Source organism: Marinomonas dokdonensis (assembly GCF_052747885.1).
On record NZ_JBRAND010000003.1, the window covers coordinates 138,872 to 154,974 of the forward strand.

A 16,103-nucleotide genomic window follows, 5' to 3' on the forward strand; every position below is an offset into this window, starting at 1 on the left:
TAGGGGTAACTCGTTGTGGAAGAAGAGACTATATCTCCGATACTGACTGTGAAAGATTTGTCCGTTGAGTTCGGTCAGTCCCGGGTAATTAACCGATTAAGCTTTTCTGTTTCTCAGGGGAAAACTCTCGCCATTGTCGGCGAATCCGGATCGGGGAAATCTGTTACCTCTCAGTCTATTATGCGATTAGCAGAATCGTCGGGAGCGACCTATCCCTCAGGTCAAATTCTGTTTTCTCCGGAACAGAATGAAATGGACCTACTATCGCTCTCTGAGGGTGAGATGCGAAATATTCGTGGCAAAGATATCGCGATGATCTTCCAAGAACCCATGACCTCCCTCAACCCGGTATACACTATCGGTGATCAAATCAGCGAATCACTCATCCTTCACGAAAAACTCGATAAAACTTCTGCCCTGAACGAAAGTATTAAACTGCTAAAAATGGTGCGACTTCCAGACGCAGAAGAAATGATCCACCGATATCCTCATCAACTATCAGGTGGTATGCGACAAAGGGTAATGATCGCCATGGCGCTCGCATGTCGTCCTAAACTGTTGATCGCGGATGAGCCAACCACCGCTCTCGATGTCACCATCCAAGCCCAAATTTTAGCCATTATCAAAGACTTACAGCAAGAATTGAACATGGCTGTAATCTTCATCACCCATGATATGGGTGTAGTGGCCGAGGTAGCTGATGATGTCGTAGTGATGTGGAAAGGGGAAAAGGTCGAGCACAATGAAGTAAAAGAACTCTTTGCGAACCCTCAGCACCCCTACACTCAAGCACTGCTTTCTGCAGTTCCTAAATTGGGCAGTATGAAAGGAGAAGCCTTCCCGAAACGTCTGCCGGTGAAGATCATCCAAAACGGTGAAATCAAAGTGGTGGGCCATGAAGAGATTCAAGACACCGCTAAATACGATGAAGCCCCGCTATTGTCTGTCTCCAACCTAGTCACTCGCTTTGACAGTAAAAAGAGTTTTTGGGGCAAGGTCACTCACAGAGTACATGCCGTAGAAAACGTGAGTTTTGATATTTATCGAGGTGAAACACTGGCCTTAGTAGGGGAATCAGGTTCAGGTAAATCAACCATCGGCCGCACCATACAACAGCTACAAGAAGCCACCAGCGGTGATGTTAGCTATCAAGGTACCCCTCTTTCGAAAATGAGCAAGAGCGAGCGAAAACGCCTACGCCAAGAAATCCAATATGTATTCCAAGACCCTTTTGCCTCGCTAGACCCTAGAAAAACAGTGGGCTTCTCCATTGCCGAACCGATTAAAACCCATGATCTCATTCGTGGTGAAAGCAAAATTCAGCACAGGGTAAATGAGTTACTTGAACGTGTTGGCTTGTCTGCCGAGCATGCGGATCGCTATCCACATCAATTTTCTGGTGGACAGCGCCAAAGGATTTGTATTGCCAGAGCCCTGGCTTCCAACCCTAAGCTCATCATTGCCGATGAATCTTTGTCTGCGCTGGATGTGTCAATTCAAGCGCAAATTATTAACCTTTTCATGGAGTTACAAAAAGAGCACGGCATCGCTTACTTGTTTATTAGTCATGACATGGCAGTGGTAGAGAAAATCAGCCACCGAGTGGCTGTGCTGTATCTTGGGCAAATTGCTGAACTTGGTTCACGGGCACAAGTCCTAGAAAACCCAACCCACTCCTATACGCAAAAGTTATTAAGTGCGGTTCCGGTTGCCGATCCAACCATAGAGAAACGCCTTACGAAATTAACTGGTGAGATACCAAGTCCGGTCAGACATGTGGACGATGCGCCGGTCATTGTGTCTCATCAGGAAGTAGAAGCTAACCACTTCGTCGCCACACCATCATAAGCTAGCAATAACTTTAAAACCTATTCGTTATACCTAAATTGGAGAGCTGAAAATGAAAACGCGATTACCTGTTACGACTCTTATCAAGTCATCACTTATGGCCTGTGGCTTATCCCTTGCCGCCTCTAGCTTTGCTAGTACCTTGACGGTTTCCTCCCCGCAAGACCCGGGCAGCTGGGACCCTATTGACACGTTTTTAGTCAACTGGGCATCGGTCGCCACCAACATTTATGATGGACTGACTTACCGTGGCCCAGACCTTAAGCTACAACCAGGTTTGGCAACTGAATGGTCGCAATTGGATGATGGTAAACGCATTCGATTCAAGCTACGTGAAGGGGTGACCTTCCATAACGGCGAAGCCTTTAATGCCAATTCTGTGAAGTTCACTTTTGATCGTTTGATGGGAGCAGAGGGTAAAAAAGGTCCGCAAAGATCCAACTACGCCGCCATTGATTCTGTTGAAGTAATTGACGACTATACTGTCGACTTTCACCTAAAGGCTGCCGATCCAGTATTGCTAACCAAGTTGGCAGGATATGGTGCCATGATAGTGCCACCAGCCTATATCAAAGAACATGGTGAAGACTACTTTAATACTCATCCAGTGGGCACAGGGCCTTTTAAGTTCGCAGCCTACGAGCCGAAAGTCTCCATCAAGCTTGAAGCCTACCCAAACCATTGGGGCGGCCAACCTAAGCTTTCTAATTTGGACTACCGATTCATTTCTGAGCCTTCTACCGCGGTTGCTGAGTTGCAATCTGGCCGCGTAGATCTCGTCATTCCTCCAACCATCCCAATTGGTATGATCCCTGTTATCGAAGATAACCCTGACCTAAAAATTGTTTCAACCGTGAGCCCTACCGTTTATGCCCTGCGTTTCAATACTAAGCAAGGTATTACAAAAGATGAGCGTGTACGTAAAGCCTTGATATACGGGGTAGACCGACAAGCCATCATAGATACCATCTTGGCAGGACAAGCATCACAAATTGCTAGCTTCCAAAGTGCGATTTCGTTTGGTAACGATCCCGTCATGGCGCCGCTTCCTTATGATCCTGCTAAAGCCATGCAGTTGTTGAAAGCAGCAGGTGTTAAGCCAGGTTCAAAAATCCAAATCGATATTCGTGGTAATGACTCTACCTTCAATGAAGTCACGCAAGCTGTAGCCAGCTACCTACAAATTATTGGTTTGAATGCCACGATTAAGCCTTATGAAACCAATGTGCTGCTTAATGACATCATACCCGCGGGTAAAACCGGTGCCATGTTCCAGCAAAGCTGGGGTGGTTGGACATTAGATTACGACAATACGGCCTACTTCATGTACCACACTGGTGAAAAGTGGAACCCATACGATAGTGATCCTGCTCTAGATGCTCTTTTGGAGTCTCAACGCCCTATTACAGACAGCGCTAAACGTGAAGAGATACTAAAAGAAATTGCCAACTACACAGCAGATCGAGCATTAGAAATGCCTCTTTATAATCTAAATGCCATTTACGCTGTTTCCAATAAAGTTAAAAACTTTATACCTGTACCTGACAGTCGCTTGCGCTTAACCAATGTAAGCGTGGATTAAACCTACCCTTCGCCATGGAAAGAGTCATTTCCATGGCGAAGGCTAAGCGTTGTACTCCATCGCTCGTTAGCAGCAGTTTTTAGATTACAAATCTCTAGATGTTATTTAAGAGCTTCTTAAATAATGAAACTTAAGGAAAAGTCATGGCGAACTTTTTAATTAAACGTCTCCTACAAGCCATTTTTGTCTTGTTTGCCGTTACCTTGTTGGTAGCCTTTGCGATCCGCTTAACAGGCGACCCGGCACTTATGCTGACGCAAGGGGCAGGCAGTGTTACCGAAGCAGACTTGGTGTTGATACGAGAAGCACTAGGCATCAACAAACCATTTTTCGAACAATATCTCGATTTCATTGTGGGGCTATTCCAACTGGATTTCGGCAACAGCTTTTTAGGTGGCACTCCAGTCTCAGAGTTAATCAGCACCTCATTACCAGCAACCCTTTTGTTGGCTGGGGCCGTCATGGTGATCTCAATTGTGATTTCCATTCCATTGGGTATCAAAGCCGCCGTCTCCAAAGGCCAATGGTCTGATCAGTTAATCCGCATCACTTCTTTAGTCGGTCTGTCTTTTCCAAACTTTTGGTTAGCCTTGATGTTAGTGCTGGTGTTCTCCATCTGGCTACAGTGGCTGCCTCCTAGCGGTATGTCTGGTTTCGCAAGTTTCGTAATGCCAGCTTTCACTATGGCCATTATTTTAACGGCAACAAACGTACGACTGGTTCGATCTTCCATGCTAGAAACCTTGCAAGCTCAATATGTCATGGTGGCACGTGCTAAGGGCTTGAGTGAAAACACCGTACTTTATAAGCACGCCTTACGTAACTGTGCCATTCCGCTGATCACTTATTTCGGCCTGCAATTCGGTGGTTTGTTAGGCGGCATAGTGGTCATTGAGCGAGTCTTTAACTGGCCGGGGCTTGGAACGCTTGCTTTCGATGCCGTCAGTAGCCGTGATTACCCAGTTCTACAGGCTGTCATTACCCTGCTCTCAATGCTTATCGTCAGTGTGAACCTACTCGTCGATATTGCCTACGGGTTAATTGATCCACGCATTCGCACGGAGTAAAAAAATGTCTACTAATCGTTTAACCTCAAATTTATCTCAATATAAAAGCTTAGAGTTCATACTCGGTGCCCTACTAACCGGCGGCATCTGTTTGCTCGTTATTTTTGCAGACTTGCTTTTTCAGAGCGCTGACAAAATCGATTTGTCCGCTCGATTATTAGCGCCTTTTGCTCACCCTGAGCATATTTTTGGCACGGATCCACTAGGTCGTGACATTCTTGCCCGAGTTGTTTCCGGCGGATCTATCTCCCTGCAAGTGGGCTTTATTTCGGTGGCTGGTGCGGTAGTGCTTGGGGTCGTCATGGGCTTGGTTGCAGGTTATTACCGTGGCTTTTGGGATGTGATCGTGATGCGCTTTGCCGATGTGCAGTTAGCAATGCCTTTTATCCTGTTGGCAATTACCTTCATTGCCATTGTCGGCGGTGGCTTAGCCAATATGATCTTTCTGCTCATTATCTCCCAATGGGTGCAATACGCTCGACTAGTGCGTGGCTCTGTTTTGTCTCTACGAGACAGAGAATTCATCTTGTCTGCTCAAGCCATTGGGGTGAGCAACTTTAGTATCTTGTTCCGTCACCTTTTGCCGAACCTAATCGGTCCCGTCATCGTGCTGATGACCTTAAACGTAGCGAACAATATATTGCTAGAAAGTAGCCTGACATTCTTAGGCTTAGGCGTAGATCCCTTAACCCCTAGCTGGGGTGGAATGCTAGCGGATGGTCGTACCTACATTCAAAATGCATGGTGGGTAAGTGTTTTTCCTGGTGTTGCTATTCTGCTGACGGTACTTGGGCTTAATCTACTAGGGGATTGGCTACGAGACAGTTTAGACCCAACTGGGAAAACGTCACGATGAGTACAATTTTTTCCACTGAATTGTCACTTACAACTGATAGGCTGGTTGAGCGTTTCAACCAGCCGAAATACCAAGGCTGTACGATCGAAGCTTGGCTATTTGCAGATAAAAAGCACCGAAAAGCCGCTGAACAGAAGCTTTTGCAGCATAATGTAAAAGCAACCTTACGAAGTGCTTATAAACCCCTAGTACACTTTTTCCTTGAGGATATCCCTTATAAAAAAGAGTTAATTGAGAGCATAAAGGTGTTCTACCCTATTCATGGCAAAGCTTCTGAGAAACGCTTTTTATTAGAGGCTTATCCATTAGCCGCCATGATGAAGGATCAGAACATTGAATTTATCGGTAACCCTCAGCAACAAGGGTTTTACCATGTTCATCTGCTCTTAAATTCCGGGGAGTGTCATGAATATCAAGTTTTTGCCCCGAACCATTTACAGCAAAGTGTGATTCAAGAAGAGCACCTTTCTCCAACGGGTTGGCTAAAGGTTTATCACCCTGAAAAAGGCGTGACAGAAGATTCACGCTTAGTAACGGACTATGAAGAGCTCTTTGAGCAAGCAATAAATGCGATATGTCAGCACCCTTGGCAGCAAAAAGAGCCTTATTTTAAAGAGTTACAGATACTCGTAAAACTACCTTATGAAGATCAGCCATTAGACTTTAAGCACGAGATAATCAGTCTTAGGGAAGCACTTCATGAAGATTTATATTTTTCCATTCTTGAATGGTTTAAGGTGAAAAGCGGCTATCTTGCCCATGGTAGAGAAGGACAAGTGGGGCATATTGTGCCAAACATTGTCTTTACGGAAGAAAAGCAAGCAAGTGTGCAAATTTCCCTTGAGGATTATCAGCTGGAGAGCTCTAAAGGCTTGCAATCACTGGTCAATTGCCAACGCGCGATTAGTGTAGAACAGGCTCAAGTAGAACTTGCTGACATCTCGGGCGTGGATTTTTCGGCTCAAACCATTACCGGTAGAAAGCTGCAAGGTCGCTACCATAAAGGCTCAGATCAGGCTGTGATGATTAGTTGTGGGCAACACGCTAATGAAACCTCGGGGGTTGTCGGTGGTCTACTGGCGGCTCAATATCTTACTCAGCAGCCCCATAGCCACTTCAGTATTTGCCCATTAGAAAATCCTGATGGTTATGAGTTACATCAAAGGCTAATCAAGGATAACCCCTGCCACATGCATCATGCAGCTCGTTATACAGCCTTAGGGGATGATTTAGAGTACCGTAATCAAGCCCCTTGGTATGAAAAAGAGATTCGTCAAAAAGCCAAGCAATTGAGTGACGCTAGTTTGCACATCAACCTTCATGGCTACCCATCTCATGAGTGGACTCGCCCGCTTTCTGGCTATGTCCCTCAAGGTTTTGACATGTGGACCATTCCAAAAGGCTTCTTTCTGATTTTACGTCACAGTCATGAACAAGCATGGCAGGATTACGTGGAAAAATTCCTGCCTTTTGTTACCGCTCGATTAACGCAAATACCAGGGCTTATGGCTTTTAATCAGCAGCAGATTGAGCTTTATAAAGCGCATGCTGGGGAGTCTAACTTTCATTTTGTTAATGATATTCCCTGCCTTATCAGTCAGGTGGAGAGTCCGGATGTTCCAGTGCAACTCGTGACGGAATTTCCGGATGAGACCATATATGGAGACGACTTTGTCTTTGCACACCAAGTACAGATGACAACCGTACTTGCGGCGTATGAAGCACACCAACTGTTCGCTGAAGCCGCTGAAGCTTAGAGAAAACTAACCTTCCATTACAGTAGATACAGATACCTATTTTGTATCTACTTTCTTAACTTTAATGGAAACAATACCCAATTAAGCACCTTACAGCCCTTAAACTAAGACTGAAAAGCTAACCAGCTTTCTTTAGTAGCTTTTCTAGCACCCTGCTCACCGCGACAAAGCCAAAAGAGGCGGTTACCACAGTGCTCGCACCAAAGCCGGTATCACAGCCCATTTTCGTTTCTGTGTTGTTTTTGGGGCGATCTTTGGCCACCGTGCCATCCCCTTGTGGGTACTTCAGTTCTTCTAAAGAATACACACATTCGACACTGAAACGGCGCTTCGGGTTACGGCTAAAGTTGTAGTAGCGGCGTAAGAAGTTGCGCAGCTTAGCCGCTAACGGGTCACCGACCGTGAGAGACAAATCAGCACATTGAATTTTGGTGGGATCGGTTTGCCCACCAGCGCCACCCACGGTAATGACAGCACGCTTGTTACGTTTACACCAAGCGATTAGAGCGGCTTTTGGCTTCATACTGTCGATGGCATCAATAATGTAATCAAATGGCTCAGACAGCAGCTCAGATAGGTTATCAGGGGTGATGAAGTCTTCTACACAGTTAACTTGGCAGTCTGGGTTAATAAGTTTAATGCGCTCAGCCATAACGTCTATTTTGGCTTTACCTATATTGCCATCTAAGGCATGAATCTGGCGGTTTGTATTGGTGATACAGACATCATCCATATCGATCAAGGTGATTCGGCCAATGCCAGAGCGAGCAAGCGCCTCCGCCGCCCAAGAGCCAACACCTCCTATACCAATAACGCATACATGAGCTTGGCGAAAGGTTTCATAGGCCACATCACCATAGAGTCTGCGAATGCCGCCAAATCTTTGTTCGTCAGTCAATTTTTTCTCCTCGCAGGTGTTCAGTCCTGCGTTTTTCCAGCAATAAGTGTATTCTTTGAGTTTGCCAATTTAGACCATCTATTGTGAGCCCTATGATTCAGCAAGCCTTTGAAATGCTTGGCCTAACACCAAGAGAAACTCAGCTTTATCAAACTCTTTTAAAACTCGGCCCTTCGTCCATTCGCGACATTGCCGAACACAGCGGCATTAACCGTGGTACCGCCTATGAGTCTTTAAAACAGCTACAAGGCAAGGGTGTGGTCAGTTATTTCCCCAAGGGTAAACGCCGTTTTTTCAGCGCCGAAAATCCGGATATTTTGCTTAACTTAGCTGAAGAAAAGCGAAATCGGCTTAACAAAACCATTGAGAATTTGAAGACCACTATTATACCTAACCTGCACCAGCAGCAACCAGACTACCATCATACTAACGTGCGATATTATGAAGGGGATGATGGCATAGAATGGGTATTGCGGGATATTTTAAACGTGGTCTCTGAACAAGACCATAAAGAGTATTGTGTGTTTTCTTCGAAGCCCATTCGCCCTTATCTATATCGCCCTTTTCCTAATTACACCAAACAACGGGTGAAATTGGGTATCAACGTAAAGGTAATCGCCCTAGGGGACGGCGGGGAAGATGCAGAATTGTCTCAGCGTAAATGGATTAAAACCGAAGGATCAGTAGATGCCAGCTACATAGCCATTTACCCGCCGAAATGTGCCATCATTTCTTTGGCCAGTAATAACTTCCCATCTGCTGTAGTGTTAGAGTCCCAAGATATTGCCAAGGCTCAGCAAATTATCTTCGATACCCTTTGGCGAATGCTTTAATCCGTCTCGATTTCAGGCAATAAAAAAGCAGCCCTAAGGCTGCTTTTTTTAACTCTTCATTCTCAGTAACCGTTAGTGATGATCACGGTACTGTTGAATGGTACGCAAGCGGGCCATAGCTTCCGCTAATTCCGCTGTCGCACGAGTGTAGTCGACGTCAGGTTTTTGCTCAGCTAAAAGCTCAAGAGCATGCTTTTTCGCTTTTTGCGCTGCGTCTTCGTCCAGATCTCTTGCACGAATAGCTGTATTAGCTAAAACAGTGATGCGGTGAGGTTGAACTTCTAGGAAGCCACCTGACACGAAGATATTCTCTTCTTCACCATTTTCTTTAATCACACGAACAGGACCTGGTTGCAGAGTTGTTAACAACTGAGCGTGGCCAGGCATAATGCCTAGGTCACCATAACTGCCTGCAGCCACAAGAGATTGAACTGCACCAGAAAAAATCTCTTGTTCAGCGCTTACGATATCGCAGTGTACTGTGATAGCCATAAGTTGCCTCTCTTAAGTCATACTTAGCAAAGCGCCTTACGACGCCTTGCTATGCGTGATGGTTAAAGTTTCTTAGCTTTCTCGACAGCTTCGTCGATGCTACCAATCATGTAGAACGCTTGCTCTGGAAGATCGTCATACTCGCCATCCAAGATGCCTTTAAAGCCACGGATAGTGTCTTTCAAAGGAACATATTTACCTGGAGCGCCAGTGAAGATTTCAGCTACGAAGAAAGGCTGAGACAAGAAGCGCTGGATTTTACGAGAACGGTTAACCGTTTGCTTATCTTCTTCAGATAGCTCGTCCATACCCAAGATTGCGATGATGTCTTTCAATTCTTTGTAACGTTGCAATACCATTTGTACGCCACGTGCTACGTCGTAGTGCTCTTGACCAATTACAAGAGGATCTAGCTGACGTGAAGTACTGTCTAGCGGATCGATTGCTGGGTAGATACCCAATGCAGCGATGTCACGAGACAATACAACCGTTGCGTCCAAGTGCGAGAAGGTTGTTGCTGGAGACGGGTCAGTCAAGTCATCCGCAGGTACGTATACCGCTTGTACAGATGTGATAGAGCCAGTCTTAGTTGATGTAATACGTTCTTGTAATACACCCATTTCTTCAGCAAGTGTAGGCTGGTAACCTACCGCAGATGGCATACGACCTAGCAATGCAGATACTTCCGTACCCGCAAGCGTGTAACGGTAGATGTTATCTACGAAGAAAAGTACGTCACGACCTTCGTCACGGAATTTTTCTGCCATAGTCAAACCAGTCAAAGCAACACGTAGACGGTTACCTGGTGGCTCGTTCATCTGACCGTATACAAGAGATACTTTGTCGATTACGTTCGAATCAGTCATCTCATGGTAGAAGTCGTTACCTTCACGAGTACGCTCACCAACACCAGCGAATACAGAGTAACCACTGTGCTCGATAGCGATGTTACGGATAAGCTCCATCATGTTTACGGTTTTACCTACACCGGCACCACCAAACAGACCTACTTTACCACCCTTAGCGAAAGGACAAACAAGGTCGATTACCTTGATGCCTGTTTCTAGCAATTCATTGCTAGAAGACTGCTCAGAGTAAGAAGGTGCTGAACGGTGAATAGACCAGCTTTCTTCAGCGCCGATTGGGCCTTTTTCATCAATTGGGTTACCTAGAACGTCCATAATACGTCCTAGAGTTTTTGTACCAACTGGAACAGAAACAGGCTTGTTTGTGTTATCTACAGCCAAACCACGTTTCATACCATCAGTAGAACCCATGGCGATGGTACGAACGATACCGTCACCTAGTTGCTGTTGAACTTCCAACACCAACTCTTTACCCTCGATGGTCAGGGCATCATATACTTTTGGCACATTATCACGTGGGAATTCCACGTCGATAACCGCGCCGATAATTTGTACGATGTGTCCGCTACTCATGTTCGGATCCTCTTAAAAACCTAAATACCTTAAACCGCTGCCGCGCCGCTTACTATCTCAGAAATTTCCTGAGTAATCGCTGCTTGACGAGCCTTGTTGTACACCAACTGTAATTCATCAATGATATCACCAGCGTTGTCCGTTGCGTTTTTCATTGCAAGCATACGAGCTGCTTGTTCACACGCAATGTTCTCAACAACTGATTGATATACTTGAGACTCAATATAACGAACCAACAACTCGTCTAAAATTTCGACTGGTTCAGGCTCATAAATGTAATCCCAGTGGTGCTTTAATTTTGCATTCTCTTCTGCTTTTAATGGCAAAAGTTGCTCAATCGTTGGTTTCTGAGTCATGGTGTTCACGAACTCATTTGAAACCACATAAAGACGATCGATACGACCTTCGTCAAACGCATCTAGCATCACCTTAACACTACCGACTAAGTCGTCTGCTTTAGGTGCATCACCTAAGCCAGTAAAAGCTGATGTTACATTTCCGCCGTAGTTTTTGAAGAAAGAAACGGCTTTAGAACCGATGGTACAAATGTCGATTTCGACACCTTCATCAGCAAACTGTTTCATTTCTTTGATGGCTTTTTTGAACACGTTAACGTTCAAACCACCACACAAACCACGATCAGAAGAGATCACGATATAACCAACACGCTTCGCCTCACGCTCGGTAAGGTAACGGTGTTTATACTCAGGATTCGCGTTGGCCAAATGACCAACTACTTGGCGAATTCGATCCGCATACGGACGAGAAGCGGCCATACGATCCTGAGCTTTACGCGTTTTACTTGCAGCTACTTTTTCCATAGCACGAGTAATTTTACGCGTATTGTTAATGCTCGAAATCTGAGTACGTATCTCTTTTCCGACTGCCATAATAGAACTGCCCTTGTGAGAATGTTATTTCACAAACTGCAAGAAAATAATGACAAACTAGGTAACCCTAGTCTGTCATCAAACTCATTACCAAGTTTGCGTCGCTTTGAACTTCTCGATTGCCGCTTTAAATGTCGCTTCAATCTCGCCGTTAAAATTACCAGTTTTGTTAATGTCGGCCATTAGATCAGTGTGTTCACTGTTCATATAGCTCAACAAAGACGTTTCAAAACTGCCAATTTTGCTTGTTTCAACATCTTCAAGGAAGCCATCATTAGCAGCGTAAAGAACTACGCCCATATCAGCTACAGACATAGGAGAGAACTGCTTTTGTTTCATCAGTTCAGTAACCTGTTTACCGTGCTCTAGCTGTTTACGAGTTGCTTCGTCTAGGTCAGATGCGAACTGAGCGAAAGCCGCCAATTCACGATACTGAGCCAACGCAAGACGAATACCACCGCCAAGTTTTTTGACAATCTTAGTTTGTGCTGCACCACCAACACGAGAAACGGAAATACCCGCATTCATCGCTGGACGAATACCAGAGTTAAATGCGCTCGTTTCTAGGAATATCTGACCATCTGTGATGGAGATAACGTTAGTTGGTACGAATGCAGATACATCGCCACCTTGAGTTTCGATGATAGGTAGAGCAGTCAAAGAGCCTGTCTTACCTTTCACTTCACCGTTAGTGAATTTTTCTACATAGTCAACGTTTACACGAGACGCACGCTCTAGAAGACGAGAGTGAAGGTAGAAAACGTCACCTGGGTAAGCTTCACGACCTGGTGGACGACGAAGAAGCAAAGAGATCTGACGGTAAGCCCAAGCTTGTTTTGTCAAATCATCATAAATGATCAAAGCGTCTTCACCGCGGTCACGGAAATATTCACCCATAGTACAACCAGTGTATGGCGCTAGGTAAAGCATTGATGCTGGATCAGATGCACCCGCCACAACAACTGTGGTGTATTCCATTGCGCCAGCTTCTTCAAGCTTGCGAACAACGTTAGCAATAGTCGATTGTTTTTGACCGATCGCTACGTACACACACTTAATGCCACTGTCTTTTTGCGCAATGATAGTATCGATTGCAAGAGCAGTTTTACCAATTTGACGGTCACCGATGATCAACTCACGCTGACCACGACCGATTGGCACCATGGAGTCAATTGCTTTGTAACCAGTCTGAATCGGTTGATCAACGGACTGACGTTCGATAACGCCTGGAGCCACTTTTTCAACTTTATCAGTTAGTTGTGCATTGATATCGCCTTTGCCGTCCACTGGGTTACCCAATGCGTCAACAACGCGACCAAGCAATTCAGGTCCGATTGGAACTTCCAAAATACGACCTGTACATTTAACTTTTTGACCTTCTACAAGGTCTTGGTAGTTACCCAATACAACCGCACCAACAGAGTCACGCTCTAGGTTAAGGGCCATACCGTAAACACCACCAGGGAATTCAATCATTTCCCCGTACATAACATCTGCCAAGCCATGGATCAGAACGATACCGTCTGCCACGCTGACAATTGTGCCCTCATTCTGGGCATCAGAAGTAACATCGAGGTTCTCGATGCGCTTCTTAATAATCTCGCTGATCTCAGATGGATTCAGTTGCTGCATGCTAAATTCCTCAACCCTGGTTTCGATTTAACGAAACGCTAGGAGTTTATCGCCTCGGACAGTTTCGCTAATTTACCGCGTACCGAACCGTCGATGATTAAGTCACCTGTACGTATAACCACGCCACCAATCAGGCTCGCGTCAGTTTCATTGGTCAAGTTAACCTTGCGGTCCAACTTTTTACTCAATGAATCGGCTAATGCTTGTGCTTGCTCAGCTGATAATTCGAATGCAGACGTAAAGTTAACATTTACGGCTTTTTCAAAATTCAGTTTAAACTGTAGAAACAAATCAGAAATCGCTGGAATAAGTGATAAACGCTTATTTTCAGCAAGGGTAAGCAAGAATGCTTTCCCTTGTTCTGTTGTTGCTTCGGCACAGACATCAGCCAGAGCGTTTGCCTTCTCTTCCGCACTAAAAGCTGGGTTTTCAAGTGCTTTCTTAAGCTTAGGTTCCAATGTCACAGTAGCTAATGTGTTTAACATATCAGCCCACTCTGCAATTTGACCTTTCTCTCGAGCCACTTCGAAAACCGCTTTCGCATACGGTCGCGCGACTGTTTTTAATTCAGCCATTAGACCCTCGCTTAAAGCTCTTTGGCGAGCTGTTCAACGATCTCGCTATGTGCTTTCTCGTCAATGGTGGTTCCCAAAATTTTCTCGGCGCCAGCAAATGCAAGAACAGAAACTTGAGCACGCAATGCTTCTTTAGCACGCAATACATCTTGTTCGATTTCTGCTTGAGCTGCTTTACGCAAGCGTTTGCCATCAGCAATCACTTGTTCTTTCGCCTCTTCAATCATTTGGTTCGCACGTTTATTGGCTTGTTCAATAATCTCGGCCGCATTATCTTTGCTTTCACGTAGCAATTCATTGGCTTGTTCTTGTGCCAACTCAAGATCACGTGAAGCGCGATTTGCTGCTTCTAAACCGTCTGCGATTTTTTTGCTACGCTCTTCGAGCGCAGCAATTACTGGCGGCCACACAAATTTCATGCAGAACCAGACAAAGATCGCAAACGAAATAGCTTGGCCTATAAGTGTGAGATTCAAATTCACGCTAATATCCTCGCTCTAGTCGTTCAAAAAATAAATCACTTTTAATAAGAGCGACTTATTAGCCTGCAACCTGAGCAATAAAAGGGTTCGCGAATGTGAAGAACAAAGCGATACCTACACCGATCATAGAAACAGCGTCCAAAAGACCCGCAACGATAAACATTTTAGTTTGTAGCATAGGTGCAAGCTCTGGTTGACGAGCACTTGCTTCTAGAAATTTACCACCCAAGATGGCAAAACCAATGGCTGTACCTAATGCAGCAAAGCCAATTAGCATTGCTACTGCGATAGCCGTCATACTTACTACTAGTTCCATTTTAACTCCTAACTTTAAGTTTCAATTTACAAGGTTTAAAAAACAAGGGTATTACAAAATCATTAGTGTTCTTCGTGCGCCATACTTAGGTAAACAATGGTCAGCATCATAAAGATAAATGCTTGCAGAGTTATGACTAAGATATGGAAAATTGCCCATGGTACCGACAAGACCCATTGTGCGAACCAAGGTAACACAGCAATTAGTATAAAGATCAATTCACCTGCATATAGGTTACCAAATAGACGCAATGCTAATGACACCGGTTTTGCAAGCAAGCCTACCATTTCCAACACAAAGTTGAATGGGATCATAATAGGGGTATTAAAAGGCTGAAGCGTTAATTCTTTAACAAATCCACCAAAGCCTTTAATGCTGATGCTGTAGAAAATAATCAGGAAGAACACAGACAAAGACATGCCTAATGTAGCATTAATATCGGTTGTTGGAACTATTTTGAAGTAGCCCAAACCAAATACGTCATGCGCAATACGTGGCACGAAGTCTACAGGGATCAAGTCCATTAGGTTCATCAAAAAGATCCAGACAAATATCGTCAGTGCTAAAGGCGCAATAACTTTACTTTTGCCATGAAAACTTTCTTTCACTGAGTTGTTTACGAACTCAACCATAAGCTCTACAAAGTTTTGTAGGCCACTTGGCGTTTCAACAGATGCTTTTTTAGCCGCTATACGAAATAGCCACAAAAACAATATACCTAGACCAATAGAAAAACCCATAGTGTCTAAATGAATTGCCCAAAAGCCCATGTCAGCTGCTTCTCGAGATGTTTCCGCAATACCCCAACTACCATCAGGATGCTGACCAAAGGTCAAATTCTGAAGGTGGTGTTTTATGTATTCGGAAGCTGTTGGATTTTCACTTGCCATACTTATATCCACGCTCTTTCAATGTTAAAAACTGTATACCCTTCATGCTTCAATGTTTAAGCACAAACGGGCTGAGCCAATGACTCAAAATTGCAAACCCAAAGCCTGCGAAGAATGCTCCGGCAGACAATGGTTTTATCAGAAGAAAAACCAGCGACAATAACACCGCTGTCATAACCAATTTACCGGCTTCCCCTCGATAGAATGATCTAACCACTTCTTTAGCTGGTCGAGCGCCTTTGTATCCAAACACTCGCCAAGCCATATAAATACTGGGCAATATACTGGCAGCAGCTCCCGAAAAGAAGGAGTAGCTATACAGACCACCAGCCGCCAATAAAATTCCTACTGATAACACAACAATCAGTAAAGATTGCAAAAAAATAAAACGAAAAACTGCTCGCTTTCTAGTGCTGAGAATTTCACTCGCACTGAGTGGCTTGTTGTTCGCCATTATCAGTTTTTCTCCCGCACTTTTTTGGTGCGCTATTTATTGGATTTTATAAAATTCGAGGCATTATATGAGTAAAAGCGGCCGCATTCAAC

The 16,103-nt window shown here is 44.7% G+C and carries 16 protein-coding genes; 6 read left to right on the forward strand and 10 right to left on the reverse strand.

All coding sequences use genetic code 11. The annotated features are described in order from the left end of the window. Positions 1–15 precede the first annotated feature (15 nt). The 5 genes from ACUM5Y_RS08395 to ACUM5Y_RS08415 all read left to right on the forward strand — a co-directional run bounded on the left by ACUM5Y_RS08395 (position 16) and on the right by ACUM5Y_RS08415 (position 7,110). Positions 16–1,848: an ABC transporter ATP-binding protein gene (locus ACUM5Y_RS08395; RefSeq protein WP_445976426.1), complete on the forward strand. Its 1,833-nt coding sequence runs from the start codon at positions 16–18 to the stop codon at positions 1,846–1,848. A 97-nt stretch (positions 1,849–1,945) separates the two neighbouring features. Next, complete coding sequence (locus ACUM5Y_RS08400; protein WP_445976878.1) at positions 1,946–3,430, forward strand: ABC transporter substrate-binding protein; 1,485 nt, start codon at positions 1,946–1,948, stop codon at positions 3,428–3,430. 143 nt (positions 3,431–3,573) lie between these two features. Further along, on the forward strand, positions 3,574–4,497 hold the full coding sequence (locus tag ACUM5Y_RS08405; protein WP_445976427.1) for an ABC transporter permease: 924 nt from the start codon (positions 3,574–3,576) through the stop codon (positions 4,495–4,497). Positions 4,498–4,501: 4 nt separating this feature from the next. Next, a complete protein-coding gene (locus ACUM5Y_RS08410) occupies positions 4,502–5,353 on the forward strand; it encodes an ABC transporter permease (RefSeq protein WP_445976428.1) in 852 nt (283 codons plus the stop codon). Further along, positions 5,350–7,110 (forward strand): M14 family zinc carboxypeptidase, encoded by a 1,761-nt coding sequence (locus ACUM5Y_RS08415; RefSeq protein ID WP_445976429.1) that lies wholly within the window; start codon positions 5,350–5,352, stop codon positions 7,108–7,110. The genes ACUM5Y_RS08410 and ACUM5Y_RS08415 overlap by 4 nt, the downstream gene beginning before the upstream one ends. A gap of 118 nt (positions 7,111–7,228) precedes the next feature. On the opposite strand, the gene tcdA is transcribed toward ACUM5Y_RS08415, so the two are convergent. Further along, entirely contained in the window at positions 7,229–8,008 is a 780-nt protein-coding gene (gene tcdA, locus ACUM5Y_RS08420; protein WP_445976430.1) for a tRNA cyclic N6-threonylcarbamoyladenosine(37) synthase TcdA, read from the reverse strand. 92 nt (positions 8,009–8,100) lie between these two features. Here tcdA and ACUM5Y_RS08425 point away from each other — a divergent pair, with 92 nt between their 5' ends. Next, positions 8,101–8,841, forward strand: coding sequence for a TrmB family transcriptional regulator (locus tag ACUM5Y_RS08425; RefSeq protein WP_445976431.1), 741 nt, complete (start codon positions 8,101–8,103; stop codon positions 8,839–8,841). A 72-nt stretch (positions 8,842–8,913) separates the two neighbouring features. Here ACUM5Y_RS08425 and ACUM5Y_RS08430 read toward each other — a convergent pair whose 3' ends face one another. The 9 genes from ACUM5Y_RS08430 to ACUM5Y_RS08470 form a co-directional block, all read right to left on the reverse strand. Continuing rightward, complete coding sequence (locus tag ACUM5Y_RS08430) at positions 8,914–9,333, reverse strand: F0F1 ATP synthase subunit epsilon (RefSeq protein WP_445976432.1); 420 nt, start codon at positions 9,331–9,333, stop codon at positions 8,914–8,916. Positions 9,334–9,395: 62 nt separating this feature from the next. Beyond that, positions 9,396–10,772 (reverse strand): F0F1 ATP synthase subunit beta, encoded by a 1,377-nt coding sequence (atpD, locus tag ACUM5Y_RS08435; RefSeq protein ID WP_445976433.1) that lies wholly within the window; start codon positions 10,770–10,772, stop codon positions 9,396–9,398. 29 nt (positions 10,773–10,801) lie between these two features. Beyond that, the gene (atpG, locus tag ACUM5Y_RS08440; protein WP_445976434.1) at positions 10,802–11,662 is read right to left on the reverse strand and encodes a F0F1 ATP synthase subunit gamma; all 861 of its coding nucleotides are present in this window, start codon (positions 11,660–11,662) and stop codon (positions 10,802–10,804) included. A gap of 87 nt (positions 11,663–11,749) precedes the next feature. Continuing rightward, the gene (gene atpA, locus ACUM5Y_RS08445; RefSeq protein ID WP_445976435.1) at positions 11,750–13,294 is read right to left on the reverse strand and encodes a F0F1 ATP synthase subunit alpha; all 1,545 of its coding nucleotides are present in this window, start codon (positions 13,292–13,294) and stop codon (positions 11,750–11,752) included. A gap of 38 nt (positions 13,295–13,332) precedes the next feature. Then, the gene (locus tag ACUM5Y_RS08450) at positions 13,333–13,869 is read right to left on the reverse strand and encodes a F0F1 ATP synthase subunit delta (RefSeq protein WP_445976436.1); all 537 of its coding nucleotides are present in this window, start codon (positions 13,867–13,869) and stop codon (positions 13,333–13,335) included. A gap of 11 nt (positions 13,870–13,880) precedes the next feature. After that, on the reverse strand, positions 13,881–14,351 hold the full coding sequence (locus ACUM5Y_RS08455) for a F0F1 ATP synthase subunit B (protein WP_445976437.1): 471 nt from the start codon (positions 14,349–14,351) through the stop codon (positions 13,881–13,883). Between the two features lie 58 nt (positions 14,352–14,409). Beyond that, complete coding sequence (gene atpE, locus ACUM5Y_RS08460; RefSeq protein WP_036157682.1) at positions 14,410–14,667, reverse strand: F0F1 ATP synthase subunit C; 258 nt, start codon at positions 14,665–14,667, stop codon at positions 14,410–14,412. 62 nt (positions 14,668–14,729) lie between these two features. Beyond that, positions 14,730–15,557 (reverse strand): F0F1 ATP synthase subunit A, encoded by an 828-nt coding sequence (gene atpB, locus ACUM5Y_RS08465; protein ID WP_445976438.1) that lies wholly within the window; start codon positions 15,555–15,557, stop codon positions 14,730–14,732. Between the two features lie 49 nt (positions 15,558–15,606). Then, complete coding sequence (locus ACUM5Y_RS08470; RefSeq protein WP_445976439.1) at positions 15,607–16,011, reverse strand: ATP synthase subunit I; 405 nt, start codon at positions 16,009–16,011, stop codon at positions 15,607–15,609. Positions 16,012–16,103: the final 92 nt, after the last annotated feature.